This window comes from Sporomusa rhizae, assembly GCF_041428845.1.
Lineage (GTDB): Bacteria > Bacillota > Negativicutes > Sporomusales > Sporomusaceae > Sporomusa > Sporomusa rhizae.
Genome location: NZ_CP156925.1, coordinates 3,486,848 through 3,505,734, shown reverse-complemented (window position 1 = coordinate 3,505,734; position 18,887 = coordinate 3,486,848). Strand labels below are relative to the sequence as shown.

Genomic DNA, 18,887 nt, shown 5'->3' with positions numbered 1-18,887 from the left:
AAGTTATTGATCATATAGCAAATCGGAAAAGAGCGGTGATATTTCAATCATCATGTGTAGTTGAACTAAGGAGGATATTCTAAGCATGAACTATGGAGTAAACCATGTTGTAAATGATGCAGAATTAGTTGGCAAAATGAAGCAGTATCGATTATGGATTTTTCTCGTCATCTCCGCTACATACCTGATTTCCTATTTTCATAGGGCAGCGCCGGCGGTGGTAGGACCGGAAATCATTAAAGAATTTTCTCTAGAGCCATCTGCATTGGGATTTATCGGCTCTATGTATTTCTGGGCATATGCAGCAACCGCTTTACCGTCAGGGTTATTAGCTGATTCTTGGGGACCACGTAAGACGATAGCGGCCTTTGTTTTTCTTGCAGGTATCGGAGGGTTTGTTTTTTCCTTAGCTAACGATGTAATGAGCATGGCCTGGGGACGATTTATGATAGGTTTTGGTGTTGGTGTCGTATATGTAGCAGCTATGAGGATTCTGGCCGATTGGTACAAGCCCGACGAACTAGCTACCTATTCCGGAGTATTGTTAGCTGTCGGAAATATTGGAGCCCTTATATCTACTACTCCGTTGGTTTTTCTAATGGGTAGTGTTGGCTGGCGGAATTCTTTTAGTCTGGTAGCCGTATTGACGATGGTTGCCAGCGTGTTCGCCTACCGAGTGATCCGGAACAAACCCAATGAAATGGGTTTCCCTTCATTCCAAGAAATGTCTGGACCAGCGACGAAGGATGTCAATAAAAAAACTTCTTTGCGTGAAGCAATACAAGTGGTGTTTGGTAATAAAAAGTTCTATTTGCTTGGGCTGCTGCTTTTCTCCTTTTATGGCACTTTCATGGGGGTCGGTTCATTATGGGCTGGTCCGTATTTACAGAATATTTACGGAGTGTCCAAACAAATAGCAGGCAATATTCTCATGATGTTTCCTCTCGGTATGGTTTTTGGTTGCCCGCTATCGGGATATGTATCGGACAAAATTTTGAAATCCCGTAAGAAAGTTTTATTGTGGGGATGCATTCTCCACACCTTAAGCTATATTCCCCTGACGTTTTTTACCGACAGTTTATCCATTGTAACACTATATGCGTTGTTCTTCTGGTATGGGGTTTCTGGGGGAACCTTTGTTTCTTGCTTCGTTTGCGCTCAAGAAATTTATGAGCCGCGATTTGCGGGGACTGCTGTAGGCGCATTAAATATTTTTCTCTTTTCCGGCGGTGCATTTTACCAATATGTTATGGGAAAGGTTATTAATTCTTATGTGCCGCTTGCTTCGGGCGTATATCCGTTGGCAGCCTACCAATCAGCATTTATTATCCCGGCTTGCGGATTAATAGTAGGTATTATTGCTTTCGCCTTTTTCAAGGAAAATTGAGACAAACAAGATGATTGGGTAGGATACCTGTCAGAAAACGTTGAGTAATTAGTAATGTTAATAAGGAAGCTAACTTTTTTCGGCACGGGGTTCTGGCTTTAACTTATTCGCAGCTGTAGTCGCAAATAAGGAGAGGCCTTGATTCATAGAGCCTCTCGGATTCCGAGAGATTATATTTAACAAGGGGAGGATGTATTTATGAAAATCGTTAGTGTTGATGTGATGCAGGTTCCAAGTGGAAATTCTGGTGCGTCAAGGGGAGCCTGGTGCCCGGTTATTGTACGTGTTAATACAGACGAAGGCATCAGCGGTTTCGGTGAAGTTGGCCTTGCCTACGGTAAGGGATGGCGGGCTGGTTTTGGCATGGTGCAGGACTTTGCTGAGGTTATTATCGGAGAAGATCCCTTGAATATCGAAAAGATCTGGGAAAAACTATTTAGAAAAACATTCTGGGGTATGGGCGGTGGAACTGTCGTCAATGCCGGTATCAGTGGTATTGACATCGCCCTGTGGGATATTAAAGGAAAAGCGTTTAATCTTCCGGTTTGGCAATTACTAGGCGGAAAAACGAATGACAACCTCCGCACGTACGCTAGTCAACTGCAGTTTAATTGGGGCTCTAACCTTACCAAAGAAGCACTTATTGAGCCCGAGGAATATGCAGAGGTTACCAAAGTTGCCATGGCTGAAGGCTACGACGCTATTAAAGTTGATCCGATTGTCTTAAGCAATCAGCCGGATGGCAAAGGACCCTGGAAGATTACCGGGCCTTTGGAGAACAAGGTCATTAAGACCGTGTATGATCGGGTTGCAGCGATGCGTAAAGCCGGTGGCGATGATTTGGATATTATTATCGAGCACCATTCGAATACTGATACAGTAGCAGCGATTCAAATCGGTAAAGCCCTTGAAGATCTGCGGATATTCTATTATGAAGAACCGTGTCACCCATTGAATGCAAAATCAATGCTGGAAGTTAAAAACAATGTTAATATCCCTATAGCTTCTGGTGAAAGGATCTATACAAGATTTGGTTACCGAGAGTTCTTAGAAAATAGATCTCTTCATGTTATTCAGCCGGATATTTGTCTTTGTGGTGGTATTACCGAAGCAAAGAAAATTTGTGATATGGCATATACATATGATTGCGCTGTTCAGATTCATGTTTGCGGAAGTCCTATTTCTAAAGCTGCGGCTCTGCAAATAGAAGCAGTTATTCCAAACTTCATTATTCACGAGCATCATCAAAGAGCTCTAAATTCTGAAAGCCGGGCAACATGCCTATACGATTATCAGCCTGTTAATGGTAAATACAAAGTTCCTGATCTGCCCGGAATTGGTCAGGAATTGACACCTGAAGCAATTGCTAAATCTACAATTGTTACAGTAGCTGCTGCTAAAACTTATGGTTGAAATCAAATGAACGTGAACTTTGGCTGATCATAGCCTGCACTACCTACTATGCTTTCACAGGCGGTTCCATTATTTAATTTCAAATCTTACTTTTTCTAAACCTGAGTAGCCCATTGTTTAGGTTTTCCGCTTATTTTAGTTTCCAACAACTGAATTTTAGCGTTTCCTAAACAATGGGTTATAGTTCAGGAATAACGGGTTTTAGCGAAGGCGGCTTAGCCTATGGTGTTGGTGTACCAGCAGGATTTGACAATTGACAGAAGATACAATATGAAAACATCAATTGTGGAGAGTGTGAAATAGCAAACGCATATCTTCTCCTATAACCAATTTCTACAGTACTATCTACCGGAGTTTTTATGCCATTAGATTTGAAACGGATTTTGTTTAAAATCAAATAAATAGATGGGAAAGGATGTAGATAGACAATGAGCATGGAACAGACAAATGTTGGTACTCAAATTAGTGCCCAAGCAAAGCCTACCAACCAGCGTTGGCTGCTGGCAGCCATTTTATTTCTCGCAGTTTTTTTCTCTTACCTGGATCGGGTAAATGTTTCGGTTCTAGTGGTTGATCCAGCTTTTTTAACTGCAATGGGCATCTCAGGTGCGGTGGCAAAAGGAATGCTGATGACAACATTCTTAATTGCCTATGGTGTCGGTAATGTAATACTCAGTCCCTTAGGCGATATTTTTGGGCCCCGTAAGGCTATGGCAGTCTGTATTGTTATTTGGATTATTTCGATGGTAATCGGGGGCTTGGCGCCGACATACGCAATAATCACCATCTCACGGGTACTGCTTGGATTAGGCGAAGCTATGCACTTTCCCATGCAGAGTAAATTTATAAAACAGTGGTTTCCGCCACAGGAACGGGGAAAAGCTAATGCCGTATGGCAGACAGGTATGGCTGTAGCACCGGCCATAGCCATGCCGTTTTTTACTTGGATTATTCATCTTTCTGGCTGGCGTATGAGTTTCTTTATTCTTGCTGCCCTGAGTCTCGTTCCGTTGTTATTGGTATGGTGGTATACGGCCGACAGTCCAAGCCAAAGTAAACGCACAAACCAACTGGAAAGAGAGTACATTGAGGCAGGTCAAGCAAAAGAAGCGGCTGCCACGGGAGAAAAACAGGCAGGCGAAGAAAAGCAGGGCATTGTTGCTGCCTTCAAATCATTCGCTGATAATCGTAATTTTTGGTTGTTGACTTGTTTCTATATGATGCATGTTTCGATCTTATTTGGTACTATGACCTGGCTGCCAAGCTATTTTAAAGAGGCCAGAGGATTCTCGTGGACGGCTATGGGGATTTTGTCGTCCCTGCCTTTTGTTCTCGCAGTCGGGACAAAAATTTTATCCGGATATCTTGCCGATAAACTGCCGCGGAGATCATTAATCCTGATCTTTGAAATGGTCGGAGTCGGTGTGGGTGTCTTTTTTGCGACACAAATCGCGGATAATAATATTGCCGCAGCGTTTATGGTTCTGGGGGGAGGGGCTGTTGGACTGGGAGGTCCTGCTTCTTGGACAGTGATGCAAAGCGTTGTTCCCAGTAAAGGAGTTGCCTCTGCGGCCGGTTTAATGAATGGACTGTCGAATGGGGTTTCAGCATTAGCGCCTGTGGCTATCGGAGGATTGATCGCTTTTACTGGCACTTATGCAGGCGGACTGTCTTACCTCATCGGCTGTAGTGTTGTGGGTTGTATTATGGCAATTTTGTTGTATTTAAGGAAAATATAACATTTTTTCATCATTATCGTATTTGCCCGGTGTAGAGCTTCACCGCCATCGGACGGACTACTAATTTGTGAGAAATGTAGTTAATTTGCTAGCCAAATTGACTGCATTTCTTGTGTTTGTGAAAATGACTGATTAAGTAATAGCTAAAGACAATGAGACTGGGGGGAGAAAAACTGACTGAAGACAATAAAAAAAACCGAACCCTTTACATTCTTTGCCTTTGTCAAATTGGCGCAATGCTGATTTGGTATAATTTTGCAGCTATAATCCCTATTCTTCGTGCGGAATGGTCGATATCCAACGATCAGGCAGGTGCGCTACTATCAGCCTTCCAATTAGGCTACGTCATAGCCGTGATATTTACCGGCTGGCTCACAGATAGATATGGCGGTCGTTTGATTTTTGCCCTCAGTGCGTTTGAGACCGGGCTAGCTGGTCTCGGATTTGTATTTTTTGCTTATGACTATCAATCGGCACTTTTGTGGCGGACTTTAGCCGGATTAGGTCAAGGCGGGCTTTATATACCAGGGATAAAAATCCTTAGCTCATGGTATCCGGGAAAGGACAGGGGGCGAATTATTGGCATCTTTACTTGCTCTACTGTATTTGCTTATGCGGGTGCCTACTATCTTGCCTCCGCCTTAGCAGTGGCATATTCATGGCAAACAGGGTTGTTCTGGACAACAATTTGGGCTTTTCCATCAGCATTAGTGGTATTTTTTTTCGTAGACGAAAAAAAGACGTCTTTTGGTACGGCAGCGTTGGTTAAAGTAGAAAATAAATCTGCTTTTACACTAGCCAGCAAGGCTTTTTGGTTAATTATAACGGGTTATATAGGCCATATGTGGGAACTGTATGCTTTTTGGGGGTGGCTCGGCGCCTATATGACTTACGCTTTCACGCTTCATGGATATGAAACTTCCGTTGCTATAGGTTACGGAGGGGGAATCGCAGCGGCCTGTACTGCAATGGGAGCCATTTCTCCCGGATTGGGAGGCTGGGTGTCAGACAAATATGGTCGGTGTCTTTCTGCCACAACACTAATGCTTATAAGCGGATGCTGTGCTTTACTTTTCGGATGGCTAGCTGAATTTTCTTTGTATTTGTTAATCATAGTTGGTCTTATATATGGTTTTTTTATTGTAGCCGATTCGGCTATATACAAAGCTGGACTTACTGAATTAGTGCCAGCCTATGCCATGGGGTCTGCCTTAGGATTGCAGTCTGTACTCGGTTTTGGCATCACTATAATTACTCCGCGTTTATTTGGATTGATCGTAGATCATTACAATTGGGGGTGGGCATTTTCTTTCCTGGCTATTGGTCCTTTTTTAGGCGGTGTGTGTATGTTGCTGCTGCGTAACCATCCGGAATCATGGCAGATGGCTAGTGGGAAAAGGTAGGAAGTACCGAGGCACAATCTGCCGCAACATCCTGAAGAAATAAGATATATATACTGTTTCACCATTAAAAACGATGCTTACTATTAATCAGTAAGGAGGAGACAAATATGACAAAACAATATAATGCAGAATCAAAAATGGAAAACGTAAGACAGGGTGATAGTCTTGTACCGCAGGGACACGTTGTCGACAAAGATTTTATGAAACAAGCTGCCGGCCAGAATTTTTGAGAAGGCTATAATTGCGCCGAGGCCATTGTTAGGGCTTTTCGTAATGCTATGCAGCCGGATATTTCCGATGAAGCTTTGAGGATGGCGAGTGGCTTTGGCGGAGGAGGCCTTGGACATGCCGGCTGTCTTTGTGGTGCTTTAGCTGGCAGTATTATAGTCCTTGGAATGATTCAGGGGCGCGATAATAAAGAGCAGAGTAGAAATCCGATTTATACAAGTGCTCAAGAGTTTCATGATTTTTTCCGGGAAAAATTTGGTGCAACCTGTTGCCGCGCTCTTAATCCCCATTCTTTTGATAGTAAAGAGCATTTACGCAATTGTATAAAGATTACCGGCAATACGGCTGAATTGCTGTCTGATTATCTACGGGACAAAAGGTTTTAAGCTAGAGTTTCCGGATTAATTAATGTTGGAGGTATTGTTATGTCAGAATTGAAAAAACCATCCTCAGAAGGATGGCGTTATCTGGACCGGATTCCCTGGGAAAATCATTTGACTGCCTCCGGGGTAAAAATTAAACCCTATATTTCCCAAAAAGAGCATTGTTTAGACGTTACCTGTATGCTAGTCAAGGTGCCACCGGGAGTAGAAGTGCCAGAACATATTCATGCGAATCAAGATGATGTCCTTTTCCCTTTATCTGGCAAGGCAATTATGTGGATTGACGGTGTTGGCGATTTTCCATTAATCCCAGGAGTGGCTGTTAGAGTACCCAAAGGAGTACGTCATAAAATTTATGGCGTTAGAGAAGAATTGCTCATTCATGACGTGTTTTTTCCAGCTCTGATTTAGTTTTCAGCAAAAGAAAAATAAAAAGCAGGGTATAGTAGTAGTAACAAATACAGGTTATTAGAGTTATTTTCTCTAATAACCTGTATTTGTTTATAATTCACAGATAACGGGTCGAGACACTGGCGTTATCCCCGGGAAGCGCGAGACGGAAATAAGCTCAATGCATTGCTTCAAGCATTTTGGGATAAGTAGAAGATTGACACTTCGAATAAAGAGGGTACACTTTAAACCGTCCCTGAGTTTCATATCTAAATCACTATACCGACAATTGCTCGAAAAAAACGCATAAAAAACTGGATTTCGTACATGACGAAATCCAGTTAAAAGAATTTTATCTTTCAGGCAGATGTTGTGCGGTCCATTACACCTTATGATTTGATTGCCCACCGCAATTTGGCAGATCGAGCACGATTATTGATATGACATTCTTCTGCTGATGCCCGAATAGGATCGGGTGCTATTTCACGATAAACACCTTCACGAAAATATTGTCTAAAGGATTTTTTTACGCGACGATCTTCTCCTGAATGAAATGAAAGTATGGCAACGCGCCCACCGGGCGTCATGACATCAGGAAGTTTTTCTAAGAATTCGTCTAACACTTCAAACTCCTTATTGACATCAATTCGCAATGCTTGAAAGGTTCGTTGACAAGATTTTTTAATATCATCTTTCTTGACGTGTGGAACAAATTTCAGAGCATCTTTGATGATATTTCGAAGCTCAGTTGTTGTCGATATAATAATTCCTTTTCGAATGTTGGAAATAATAGCACGAGCGATTACCCCGGCATGAGGCTCATCAGCATTTTCTATCAGCATCTCTTGTAATTCGTCTAGCGATATTTTCTTTAAAAGACTTGCTGCAGAGTAACCCGCTTTCGGATTAAGCCTTAAGTCTAATGGCCCTTCATACTTAAATGAAAACCCTCTTTCAGGATTGTCTATTTGCATAGAAGAAATACCCAAGTCTGCCAAAACAAAATTAAATAGCCCTGATTCGGGAATGATTTGATCTATTTTAGAAAAGTTCATTTGCTTGATCTCTAAAATTTCGGGGCCATAACCCAAACGCTCTAAACGATCTTTGGTGCGCGGTAATTCAAAAGGATCTACATCAGTTGCATACAAGCGCCCCTTTGAATTTAAACATTTAAGCATCTCTATAGTATGGCCACCATAACCTAATGTTGCATCTAAACCAGTTTGTCCTGGTGTAATTTGTAAGAATTCCAATATTTCTTTAACGCAAATTGAAATATGCATACCAGCAGGAGTATTGCCCTTCTGAATAATCTTTGCCACATCATCAGCATATCGCTCTGGTTGCAGTTCCTTATATTTGTCTTTAAAATTCTTAGGGTGAGTGCCTTTATAGCGAACACGCCGCTGATATTTGGGCTCTTGCTCATCCAATGTGTGATCTGGGGCCATTCGATTCCCTCATTTTTATCATATATTTTGTACTTTTGTTACAAATTATATGATAGCAGGTACAATTTACTAAAGCAACTCCAACAGCTTACTTCTAATTTTCAGGATGGCGAAGCAAGCGAGTGGTATCGTTTTATTTACCTGACGCGGAATTCAAGAGTCGCTCATCGATCCATGAGAGGATGTACTCATTTGCAAGCAACTTGGCTCCGCACTGGCCATGCTCGCCCGCGCCTTCCTCCGAAGTAAACAACATAAAGCTTTTCTCGCAGATAAGTGCGTCGTAAAGCGGCTTTGCCTGACCGGACATCATCTTGTCCTCCTCGGCATCCACGATGAGCGTGGGGCACTGGATCTTTTTCGCGACGCCTTCCATGCTAAAGTCTTTTATCTTCAAAAGAAATTGAGCAGGGGTGTCGACTCCAAAGACGAACATGCCGTGCTCAAAACCCCATTTGAGCGTGGGATTGGTTTTTACCATTTTGTCAAAGCTTTGATTGAGTTTGTCCGGGTCGGTACTGGCCATGTCAAAAAAACGGCTATCGGGCAATAGGTTTTTAAGGGTGTCTGAAAAGCTGTATACGCCGCCGTTTGCGACGCAGGCAGCAAGGCGATGCTCATAGGCAGCCGCTCTGGGTGCCAGATATCCGCCCAGGCTTACGCCCATCAAAACGATTTTACCAGGGTCGACGCCATCAAGGGAGAGGACAAAATCTACGACGGGTGTCACGACCGCCTCATAGTCGTACCGAAAGTACAGGTGTTGCCGGTGTAAGGCCTCGCCCTGCCCCGGCCCCTCAAATACGAGGCAGTTCATGCCGTGTTCCAGGGCGGCCATGGCCATTCCGTACAGTTCTTCTTTCGTACCGTCAAAACCGGTCATTAAGATCAGCACGGGGCTCAGTTTCAATGCTTTTTGGCACTTGTAATAATGCCCGGGCAGAGTTGTTCCTTCATAGGGAATTTTGACCGGTTCAATTACCGGGTTGTTCAGTTCCATCACTTTTGCAAAACAGGCGAAGCTCGCTTCGGACAGCTCGGTGATCCTTGGATCATTTGGGTTTCCGTGCAGATAAAATTCCGCTGAACGGTAATAATTGTAGGCCCGCAGATATGTCTTTCTTGCGCTAACCGGATGCCCGTTTTTAAAATAATCGTCCGCAGCCGCGTGGAGCCTTTTTGCCGTCCCAGTCCACTCCTTGCACCAGCTGTTATCATCGCCTTCCGTTATTTTCTCTGCGGTGGTGAGGACCTCCCCGATATCAGCCATACCGTATGCCGTTTCGCTGAGCAACCTTAAAGTCTCGAAAGCAAACGAATCGTTTTTGAATATTACATTCTTCATAAGTTATCTCCCTTTCGCTGTTCTTTATTTTGTGTATTCGATTTTCCTACAACATGTTGTATAATGATAGTGTAAGCTTTAATTCGTCCGCCATCAACCGTTAATCATGGCGGGACTGTCGGATTTTTGAAAAGGGAAAGTGATAGTTTAGATGAAGCATAATTCTGAAATTACAGCGCAAACGAGGAAAAACTTGATGGAGGCGTTTTGGGACCTGTACAGCAAAGAAGGAATTGCGAAAACATCAGTGCGGGAGATCGTCGGCAAAGCCGGATACAACCGAAGCACATTTTATGAATATTTTACCGATGTCTACGATGTGCTGGAGCAAATAGAAGCCTCCATTTTACCGGATATAGAAAAGCACCAAAACATCATAACGGAAACGGGCGTTCATCTGCCACTCAAACACCTTACCGAGGTGTACAGCCGGAACAAAAAGTACTTTGTTGTCCTATTAGGGAAAAACGGCGATCCCGTTTTTAAAGAAAAGATTAAAAACGTATACAAAGCATTGTTACGGCCGCACCTTCAATCACCCGGTGCGGATGACTTTATATTGGAATGCACGTTGGAATATTCGATATCCGCTTTCCTTGGGGTGATGACGTATTGCTTTACACGGGAAGAAAACCCGGATATCGAAAAGATGGTACAGCTTCTGTGGAGCCTTATGAATGATGGCGTGATGAAAAATTTTAAGCGGAGTGCTTCAATCGAATAGCGATGGATCAAGGAAAATGGTTTTTAAATAATTGCAATAATGTTACAACAGCTATTTGACCTTCATATTTTTATTCTGAAGATTTTTTCAAAAGCACAAACTGAATATCCCCGGTGTTCAGATGGAAATAGGCTCAATACATTGCTTCAAGCATTTTGGGATACGTAAAGGATTCACACTTTAAAAATGATAACCGCCCCTGTCCTCAGACTGTCGAGGGTAGGGGCGGTTTTGCTTAATGTTAATACTATAGTTACCTTAAAGCTGCCACAGCTAAGGCACATTTTTCAATATCCGTAACGCCGCTGTCAATTAGAAAAAGGACTTTTCCTCTTATTCCGGTTTTAATAAGAGGATACAAAGGGAGGATACAAAGGGACGGTTCGTTCTGTTTCCTTGTTGACCGGGCGGGGAGGAAGTCTGGTACAGGGAAAATGCTATTTTTTTCTGAGTCAATTGATGTCAAAGCAGAATTGAGAGAGCGGAAGAAAAATTTCATGGGCTGTGAAAAATTGTGGAATATGTTTCACTGGACGTGGTTAGAAAACACTTGCTTAAATAAAATTTCAAATATACATACAATGGGTTGGACCTAAAGCTAACTAATGCTTTGGGTCCTTTTTATGGAACTGGCAAGGGTGGAAGGAATTACTGTTCGGCGATTACACTTAACCCAAATTCCTCGAATAATCCTTTGATACCTGCATCGGTTATACGCACGGCACGACCATTAGGTAATCTTTCTATCCATTTGAGTTCAAACAAGCACCTCGTAAGTGATGCTCCTAAGCTGCCTGCCAAATGACACCGGCGTTCGCTCCAGTCCAAACATTGACATGCAAAGCAGCGCCGACTTTTTTTGCTTTTTTCGACATCTACTCCAAAAGCCTGCAATTTTGCCTTACCGGCTGCACTTAAGGTAAACTCTTTTCCTGATTTTTTAATGAAATTCATTTCAAGCAGCCTATCTGTCAAGGCAACACCGATTTTACCTGCTAAATGGTCATAGCAGGTTCGGGCAAACTGTAAAGCGTGTACTTCATTTGATTCGCGAAGTGAGCGAACAGGTCTGGAAGGTGCAATCGTGTGAAGAGCCTCTAAAGCGTGTCCAACCTCACTGCTTGCAAGCCGGAAATATTTGTGCCGACCGAAAGATTCTTGAATCAGGAGACCTCCATTTACCATTTTAGCGAGATGTGTGCTGGCAGTCTGGGGCGATATCCGGGCGGAACGGGCCAGTTCGCCTGCAGGTAAGGATTTTCCGCCGAGCAAATTTAGAAGCATGGCGAGACGTGAAGGATCACCGATGAGAGAGGCAATCGCCTTAAGATCAGGGCTTAACATCATATTTGTTACCCTCCATATATAACATTCATACTTCGATTTTAGTCGAATTATTGCCGTGTTACAATAATGACAGAACAAAATATTGAAAAATATGCTGGAGGTGCAATAATTATGGGAATCCATGATAGGGCAGCCACTCAATGCAATTTTGTATATTGGAGTATTTAAAAAATAAGGAGTGAATAGTATGAGCAACATTAAAAATAACGAGATTGATTTTTATATTGACGACCATGCGGTTTTATTTGGATTGATTGCTAAATTCAGTGAAGAAATTCTTGGCGATAAAGGGTTGGAAACCTGCGGGGAGGGAGTAATCATCATGGCCAGAGAACGAGGTTTAAGGAGTGCTAAAAGATGTCTGGAGAATGGTGATGAACTGACAATTAAAAATTACCTGTGCTATGCGGAACTGTTCGATAGCGAAGGTTGGAACAAAGTAGAAATTAACGCATACGCACCTATGTACCAAACAAGCACAATCCGTTGCGGTTGGTACGATACTTGGAAGAAATACGGGTTCGAAAAATACAGTCCCATATACTGTGCGGGAATAGACAAAAATATATTATATGGTTTTAACCCGCAACTACAGCTTGAAATGGATAAGGTTTTAGCTGATGGTGATACTTGTTGCAACTTCAAGTGGATAAATTGCAGCTTTGACGATAAAGCTGAGTTTGATGCCATTATGGAGAAAAGGACACGTAATTTATCAAATATAACAAAGAAATTCCTTTATCAAGCAGGACATTTATTATCCACTTTACAAAGGACTATATATTTGGACCACGGGCTTATCGCTGGCAATACTATAATTGATAATAGTTTGGAAGCATATGCAGAGATTTTTTCAAAAGAAAAAGCTGATCTAATCCGTATAGAAGCAAAGAAAAATTTTATGATCGTTTGATTATGATGAGATATATTCATTTGATTAGAGGTAGTTACTATTAACCGGAAAAGAAATAGATTCAAATATATAAAAAGCAGGTGTACGTAATGATATTGGTTTTATTTGAAGTTACAATAAAAAAGAGTTATATGGATGGTTATCTTGCCTTAGCCGCTAATCTTAAAAATGAGCTCGTAAAAAGTGAAGGATTTATACGTTCAGAGCGCTTTTCCAGTCTTGTAAATGAAGGGAAGCTGCTTAGCCTGTCTGTTTGGGAAAACGAGGAGTCGGTAAGTAAATGGCGTAACCAAACAGAACATCGTATGAGTCAGCGACAGGGACATGATTCGATGTTTGAAAGCTACACCATTACAATTGCGTCTCAACTTCGCAGTTATAGCAATAGCGAACGGTCAGGCGCTCCGGAAGATTCCAATAGGTTATTTGGCTAGTTTCTCCATCACTTCATTATTGACTTTAGGCTTATTGGTATTGGCTTTAAGTTTAGTGACCTGTCAAGAATTTTGTGCTTTTAACCTCCGCCGGCTAACGCTATAAATCATTATTCTAAATTACAATCAAGTATCATCTGAACATGAGGGATTCCATCCTCAAGGAATTCTTCTGAAACCTGTCTAAATCCTTGCTTTTCATAAAGTTCTTTTGCATATGTCTGTGCTTCTATTTTTATAGTAGCTGCTTTCAACTTATTCTTTGCAACCTTTATCCCTTCCGAGAGAATTCTGCTGCCTATGCCACACCGTCTTTTCAAGGCAATCACTCTGCCGATTGATACCTCATCAAAGGACACGCCTTTATCAACAACCCTTAAGTATGCCTGTATTCCGTCATCATCTTTCAGATACACGTGGAATGATTGTTTATCTCTGTTATCAATCTCTTGATAAGGACAGTTTTGTTCAACAACAAACACGGCAACTCTTATCTTAAGAATTTCATACAGTTCCTCGGCTGTCAACTCTTCAAATCTTTTTACTGTAAGTTCCATTATTATCCTATCCTTCGCCTTTAAATTCTTGTTTAAATAGATGTTATATAAATTTTCTTTATATCAGCTTTCATTGTTATCAAAAAATTATACTACATTTCCCGCTATATTTCACACGATTTTGTAGACTTTGTAACGAGTATCGGAAAGTACTCTTTTCCTATGCTTGCTGCGAAATTTATTCTCCTCGAAAATCGGAATGGAAGAATCTATTCAGACGGGTGTTTTTTCTTTTCATGTTAGCACCTCTTACATGAGGTAGTTTTTTTGCCGAATTGAGACAAGCCAGTCAACAAATACTTTGCAAATAATTCCAATCGCTATGAAAACCGGAAAAGAATAAACGTACTTCCATTTTAGCATAATATAAATTCCTATCCATGCTAGGAACGGCTCGCCGACAAAAGAAAACACTGCGGACATCACAACGATTGACGTAAGATAAGTGTTCCAGCGTGGGTAATATTGATAAATAAGCATATATATCACCGGGAATACTGCGGTATCTAGTGAAAAAATGTGAGGTAGCTTAGAAAGTGTTTTTATCTGGTAATCCCATAACAGATAAGCAATCCCAATAGCGTCCATGGCGGTGGTAAAAATGAAGATTAATAGACCATACAGAAGAATTTCAATTATTTTTTTTCTGTCAACAACTTTTATCCATAAAAGCCAAAATGCAATTGGACATATTATTAAAAGCCACCACTGCCAAGTATAAAGCTCGTATTGTAACCAATGGGCATAGCGAGATTGTATGTAAAGTGAGTGTAAATCGATTAGTTTCTGAAAAACCTCATTTTCATTCATTGTATATCCTCCTAAATTAAAATTGAGTACTTATGTTATTAAGGTGTGACAGTCATACTTAATAGAAAGCAGCATACTGACGCTATAATCAATACCTTCCAGCACGAAAAATCCAATAAATATAACACTGAACAAAAGGAAACATAATGTATTAAGATCCATATAGCATCTATAAAATTGTATGGTTATGATTTGGGCCCGGTGGCAATGGTTTTGCGAGTGATAAATAATAGTATATCCGGGAAGTGACACCCGGCTCAAGATTAGTCACTTACCTCAGTTAAGCGCCGGCAATTAGCCTTAGAAGATAACTCACAATAGGTAAGTATAACGGTATCTTTAACAAAAAAGGAATCAACAACCCTCTAGAGAATGTGAGTTGGGTGCAAAAAAATACGTATTGGTAAATTTTCTCTAAACATATAAATATTGTACCAAACTGTACCATATTGTAACTAAGATGTAACATTAAATTCACGCCAATTTACACAGTATTTGGTTCCTACATCTGTTATATAATCCAGGGTAGTTTCCCACGATCGTGGAGAGTGCGGTTATTTAAGGTTTAACATGGGACAAAAGGACTTGTGTATTCTTGGCATGATATTTGCATTAATCTACTGTGTGTATTAGTCATATAGCATGATAAGGAAAGATGATGGAGGTAAGTATGGGTTATTTAGATACTGCACAAGAGTTGTATAAAGAAGCAGCTTTGACACCTCATGCAGGCCTATGTTGTGTTAGCAGCCAGGCACGCGTCTTGCCGGGGTTGACTATTCCAGGCGTGATGCAGGAAATGAATTACGGTTGTGGTACAACGGTTCATTTCGGTGATCTGCGCTCAGAAGAAACCATTCTTTACATAGGTGTGGGAGGAGGACTAGAAGCGCTGCAGTTTGCCTATTTTACTCGTCGACCCAAGGCAGTTATTGCTGTAGATAAAGTTTCCGAAATGCTCGATAAAGCCAGGATGAATTTTAACCTTGCGGTGAAAATGAATGATTGGTTCCATCCGGATTTTATTCACTTGGTACAAGGTGACGCCCTTAGTCTGCCTGTAGAAGATAAAAGCGTAGACGTTGCCGCCCAGAATTGTCTGTTTAACATTTTCGAACAAGATGACTTATCGAAGGCACTTGCAGAAATATACCGTGTTTTAAAGCCGGGTGGCAGACTTTATATATCGGACCCAATAACAACTAAGCCAATACCTAACCACTTACGAAAAGACGAACGGTTAAGGGCTATGTGTCTGTCTGGAGCTTTGTCTTATCAAGAATATCTAAATAAGATTATTGGCGTAGGGTTTGGTACAATTGAAGTAAGAGCACGACGTCCATTCCGAGTCTTGGACAAAGAGCGCTACGATGTAAGAGAGGATATACTGTTGGAATCTATTGATCTTGTAGCCTACAAAAATTCTATTCCTGTGGACGGAGCGTGCGTTTTTGCGGGCGAAACCGCTATATATGTGGGAACAAATGAATACTTTGACGACGAAAAAGGCCACATTATTAAGCGGGATGTGCCATTACCAGTTTGCCAGAAAACGGCAAATAATCTAAGAGCACTGAAAAGAAGAGATCTTTTTGTTACAGAGCCGACTTATCAGTATTCTGGTGGCGGCTGCTGTTAAGAAGGATACCGGGGGACGGTTCGTTCTGTTTCCTTCTATTGAGATTGATCGTTTTGATTATGACTCCTGTCGATATTTTCATTCAAATATTTGTCGTTTGATCCGATGCGGAGAAGCAGTACTATTGGTAACGGCAGAAAAAGTTAACTCTTGTTAAATTTATGGTGATTTGCATGGGAATGCTCTGCTGCTCCTTCGTTCCTTCTTGACAGGTCTAGTGATTTTTGATAGCATATGCTTAAAATTAATATATTGCTTGTATTTTTATCACCGGATAAAAAATACTTTAAGGGCATTGAAAATCAAACCGTAGGTACGGTGCAATTTATTGCATTATAAGGTTTGGTTTTCAATGCCTTATTGTTTTAAGGAGGAGATTTTATGTATAAAAAATTGAAGTATCTATCGCTAGATGCAAAAAAAGTTCGAGAAGAGGTATTTGTATCAGAACAAGGCTTTCAGAATGAGTTTGACAAAATTGATAATTATGCGATACATATAGTTTTTTATGAAAAAGATATGCCCGTAGCTGTCTGCAGATATTATAAAGACAAAGAAAAAAATACGTATATTATTGGCAGAATAGCAGTTTTAAAAGCACATAGAGGAAAGCATTTGGGACAATTTATTTTGGAGGTATTAGAGAAAAACATCTTATCTGAAGGTGGGAAAAAAATATCCTTATCGGCACAAGTCCAAGCGCAGTCTTTTTATAGCAAATATGGATATGTTATCAAGGGGGAAGTCTATATGGATGAAAATTGTCCGCATATCTGTATGGAAAAAATTCTATAACAATACAAAATTGGCCATCTGTTTCCAAAACAGATGGTCACAAAAGAATTTAAACGGACTGTCCCGAATACATTCTGCGCGTCTCTTCCAAGAAATTTACGATGGTAGGGGATAGCCATTTATTTTTATGATACGCAATTTGCGTAAAAACGTTTATGGGTGGGCCTTCCCAAGATACTTCTGCCAGTAGGTTTTGCTTCAACTCGTACTCAACGGTACTACGTGGTAACGCGGTGATGCCCAATCCGCTCATGACCAGTTGTTTTATGGCTTGCATATTGTTGATTTCAATGACTGAACGTGGCTGCACTCCGGATTCACGTAATAACTCGTCAATCATGGCCCTATACAGACAATTCTCTTGGGTGATTATCAGATTTTCAGTTTGAAAATCGTACAAACCGACCGTTTCTTTCCTGCGAAAAGAATGATGGGGAGCGACAACCACTACCACCGACTCTGAAAATAATGTTTCTATAACTAAATCAGGATATTGTAATTTTTTTGTCAGGAAGAAAGCTACATCTACTATATTTTCTTGTATTTGCGCATGGATTTCCTGAACAGTACCGAACTTCATGCTAATATCTGCGTGGGGATGCTCCTCCATAAACGATTTCAATATACCAGGTAACCGGGCAACACTAAAGGATTGGTTGGCTCCTATCGTAATTTTGCCTAATCCATTTTCCTTTTCCGCAAAAACCGAAACGGCTTCATTAGAAAACGCCAGTATCTTTTCTGCATAATAGAGTAATTGTTCTCCTTGGCTGGTTATTTTAATTGTATGTCCCAGCCTTTCAAAAAGCTTTATCTTAAATTCATCTTCCAAAACCTGAATATGCATGGTAACTGTCGGCTGGGCATAGCCAAGAAGTTTGGCAGCTTTGCTGAAACTTCTTGCCTTATGTACCACCAGAAAAGTTTTCAGATGTTTAATATCCATTGTTACACCGCCGATATTGCAATTTATAATTGTTTTTATTATAACTATCAATTTTACTTATATAATATAATACAGTATAGTATACATACGGTATCTTTGCAAACCTTAATACCCCAATATAAATAGAATAGGGTGATTTGATGGATAAGACAACTATTTGTACAGTAGCCGCACAGTTTGTAGAAGCATCCAAATACAATTATGTGGCAGAAGAAATTGCTATTTCACCGCGAGTAGTCGGCTTGAAAATGTTTGAGGAACCGCTTTGTGCGATCGGTTCAGCAACTGACCGTTACTTTAACGAGTTGAAAAAAAACACTGCCATCGGTGAGCATTTTCTATTGCCGCAACAATGGCTGCCGGAGGCTAAAACCGTCATTTCATTTTTCTTCCCATTCACTAAAGAAGTCAAAACTACCAATAATAGAGACAAGGTTTGGCCCTCTGACGAATGGCTGCATGCCCGTATTGAAGGGCAGGAGTTTATCAATAAGTTTGCCATCTATATAAAATCGGTGTTGCAGGACGCGGGGTATAAAGGGGTAGCCCCTTCCCTTGATGAAAGATTCTGGTCCAAAAGCGCATTCAATTCTGCTACAGTACATCCCGAAGCATCTTTTACCAGTAATTGGTCGGAGCGTCATGTCGCTTTTGTTTGCGGCTTGGGTACTTTTGGACTTTCTAAAGGTCTTATCACTTCAAAAGGTATGGCTGGAAGATTTACCAGCCTTATTACCGATTTGGAATTGACGCCTGATACGAGAAACTACCGGGACATTTACGAATATTGCAGCCATTGCGGCGCTTGTGTGAAGAAATGCCCTACCGGGGCGATTTCGTTGGAAGAAGGAAAAGATCATCCTACCTGTTGTGCATTTGTAGGAACAACAGCTGAAAAATATGCCCCTAGATACGGATGCGGAAAATGTCAGACAGGTGTTCCGTGTGAGAGTAAAATTCCTCTGCCGATGGTACGGTAA

The 18,887-nt window shown here is 41.2% G+C and carries 18 protein-coding genes and 1 pseudogene; 13 read left to right on the top strand and 6 right to left on the bottom strand.

Annotated features, from left to right (window positions below; all coding sequences use genetic code 11):
* The first annotated feature begins 85 nt into the window (after window positions 1–85).
* The 7 genes and pseudogenes from SRRS_RS16570 to SRRS_RS16540 all read left to right on the top strand — a co-directional run bounded on the left by SRRS_RS16570 (window position 86) and on the right by SRRS_RS16540 (window position 6,964).
* Window positions 86–1,387, top strand: a complete 1,302-nt coding sequence (locus tag SRRS_RS16570) for an MFS transporter (protein ID WP_371362072.1) — start codon at window positions 86–88, stop codon at window positions 1,385–1,387.
* 198 nt (window positions 1,388–1,585) lie between these two features.
* Window positions 1,586–2,800: a mandelate racemase/muconate lactonizing enzyme family protein gene (locus tag SRRS_RS16565; protein ID WP_371362070.1), complete on the top strand. Its 1,215-nt coding sequence runs from the start codon at window positions 1,586–1,588 to the stop codon at window positions 2,798–2,800.
* 428 nt (window positions 2,801–3,228) lie between these two features.
* Window positions 3,229–4,539 (top strand): MFS transporter, encoded by a 1,311-nt coding sequence (locus SRRS_RS16560; RefSeq protein ID WP_371362069.1) that lies wholly within the window; start codon window positions 3,229–3,231, stop codon window positions 4,537–4,539.
* Between the two features lie 152 nt (window positions 4,540–4,691).
* Window positions 4,692–5,942 (top strand): MFS transporter, encoded by a 1,251-nt coding sequence (locus SRRS_RS16555; RefSeq protein ID WP_371362068.1) that lies wholly within the window; start codon window positions 4,692–4,694, stop codon window positions 5,940–5,942.
* A 107-nt stretch (window positions 5,943–6,049) separates the two neighbouring features.
* Window positions 6,050–6,172 (top strand): hypothetical protein, encoded by a 123-nt coding sequence (locus SRRS_RS16550; protein WP_371362067.1) that lies wholly within the window; start codon window positions 6,050–6,052, stop codon window positions 6,170–6,172.
* An 18-nt stretch (window positions 6,173–6,190) separates the two neighbouring features.
* Window positions 6,191–6,556, top strand: a pseudogene (locus SRRS_RS16545) (C-GCAxxG-C-C family protein); the annotation flags it as partial.
* A gap of 39 nt (window positions 6,557–6,595) precedes the next feature.
* The gene (locus SRRS_RS16540; RefSeq protein ID WP_371362066.1) at window positions 6,596–6,964 is read left to right on the top strand and encodes a cupin domain-containing protein; all 369 of its coding nucleotides are present in this window, start codon (window positions 6,596–6,598) and stop codon (window positions 6,962–6,964) included.
* Window positions 6,965–7,332: 368 nt separating this feature from the next.
* Here SRRS_RS16540 and rsmH read toward each other — a convergent pair whose 3' ends face one another.
* Together rsmH and SRRS_RS16530 are read right to left on the bottom strand one after the other, a co-directional pair.
* Entirely contained in the window at window positions 7,333–8,397 is a 1,065-nt protein-coding gene (gene rsmH / locus SRRS_RS16535) for a 16S rRNA (cytosine(1402)-N(4))-methyltransferase RsmH (protein ID WP_371362064.1), read from the bottom strand.
* A 133-nt stretch (window positions 8,398–8,530) separates the two neighbouring features.
* A complete protein-coding gene (locus SRRS_RS16530) occupies window positions 8,531–9,742 on the bottom strand; it encodes an alpha/beta hydrolase family protein (RefSeq protein WP_371362063.1) in 1,212 nt (403 codons plus the stop codon).
* 196 nt (window positions 9,743–9,938) lie between these two features.
* Here SRRS_RS16530 and SRRS_RS16525 point away from each other — a divergent pair, with 196 nt between their 5' ends.
* Window positions 9,939–10,466 carry a TetR/AcrR family transcriptional regulator gene (locus SRRS_RS16525; RefSeq protein ID WP_371362062.1) on the top strand — a complete coding sequence of 176 codons (528 nt, stop codon included), beginning with the start codon at window positions 9,939–9,941 and terminating at the stop codon, window positions 10,464–10,466.
* A 648-nt stretch (window positions 10,467–11,114) separates the two neighbouring features.
* Here SRRS_RS16525 and SRRS_RS16520 read toward each other — a convergent pair.
* Window positions 11,115–11,813, bottom strand: coding sequence for an ArsR/SmtB family transcription factor (locus SRRS_RS16520; RefSeq protein WP_371362061.1), 699 nt, complete (start codon window positions 11,811–11,813; stop codon window positions 11,115–11,117).
* 187 nt (window positions 11,814–12,000) lie between these two features.
* Here SRRS_RS16520 and SRRS_RS16515 point away from each other — a divergent pair, with 187 nt between their 5' ends.
* Together SRRS_RS16515 and SRRS_RS16510 are read left to right on the top strand one after the other, a co-directional pair.
* Window positions 12,001–12,726 (top strand): L-2-amino-thiazoline-4-carboxylic acid hydrolase, encoded by a 726-nt coding sequence (locus tag SRRS_RS16515; RefSeq protein ID WP_371362059.1) that lies wholly within the window; start codon window positions 12,001–12,003, stop codon window positions 12,724–12,726.
* Window positions 12,727–12,815: 89 nt separating this feature from the next.
* Window positions 12,816–13,160 carry an antibiotic biosynthesis monooxygenase gene (locus SRRS_RS16510; RefSeq protein WP_371362058.1) on the top strand — a complete coding sequence of 115 codons (345 nt, stop codon included), beginning with the start codon at window positions 12,816–12,818 and terminating at the stop codon, window positions 13,158–13,160.
* 110 nt (window positions 13,161–13,270) lie between these two features.
* Here the strand turns inward: SRRS_RS16510 and SRRS_RS16505 are convergent, their stop codons facing one another.
* Both SRRS_RS16505 and SRRS_RS16500 read right to left on the bottom strand, forming a co-directional pair.
* Window positions 13,271–13,717: a GNAT family N-acetyltransferase gene (locus SRRS_RS16505; protein ID WP_371362057.1), complete on the bottom strand. Its 447-nt coding sequence runs from the start codon at window positions 13,715–13,717 to the stop codon at window positions 13,271–13,273.
* Window positions 13,718–13,966: 249 nt separating this feature from the next.
* Window positions 13,967–14,527 (bottom strand): CBO0543 family protein, encoded by a 561-nt coding sequence (locus tag SRRS_RS16500; protein ID WP_371362056.1) that lies wholly within the window; start codon window positions 14,525–14,527, stop codon window positions 13,967–13,969.
* Between the two features lie 670 nt (window positions 14,528–15,197).
* Here SRRS_RS16500 and arsM point away from each other — a divergent pair.
* Entirely contained in the window at window positions 15,198–16,166 is a 969-nt protein-coding gene (gene arsM / locus SRRS_RS16495; protein ID WP_371362055.1) for an arsenosugar biosynthesis arsenite methyltransferase ArsM, read from the top strand.
* Between the two features lie 381 nt (window positions 16,167–16,547).
* Window positions 16,548–16,961: a GNAT family N-acetyltransferase gene (locus SRRS_RS16490; protein WP_371362054.1), complete on the top strand. Its 414-nt coding sequence runs from the start codon at window positions 16,548–16,550 to the stop codon at window positions 16,959–16,961.
* A 49-nt stretch (window positions 16,962–17,010) separates the two neighbouring features.
* Here the strand turns inward: SRRS_RS16490 and SRRS_RS16485 are convergent, their stop codons facing one another.
* Window positions 17,011–17,907 carry a LysR family transcriptional regulator gene (locus tag SRRS_RS16485; RefSeq protein WP_371362052.1) on the bottom strand — a complete coding sequence of 299 codons (897 nt, stop codon included), beginning with the start codon at window positions 17,905–17,907 and terminating at the stop codon, window positions 17,011–17,013.
* Between the two features lie 140 nt (window positions 17,908–18,047).
* On the opposite strand from SRRS_RS16485, the gene SRRS_RS16480 reads away from it, so the two are divergent.
* The gene (locus tag SRRS_RS16480) at window positions 18,048–18,887 is read left to right on the top strand and encodes a 4Fe-4S binding protein (protein ID WP_371362051.1); all 840 of its coding nucleotides are present in this window, start codon (window positions 18,048–18,050) and stop codon (window positions 18,885–18,887) included.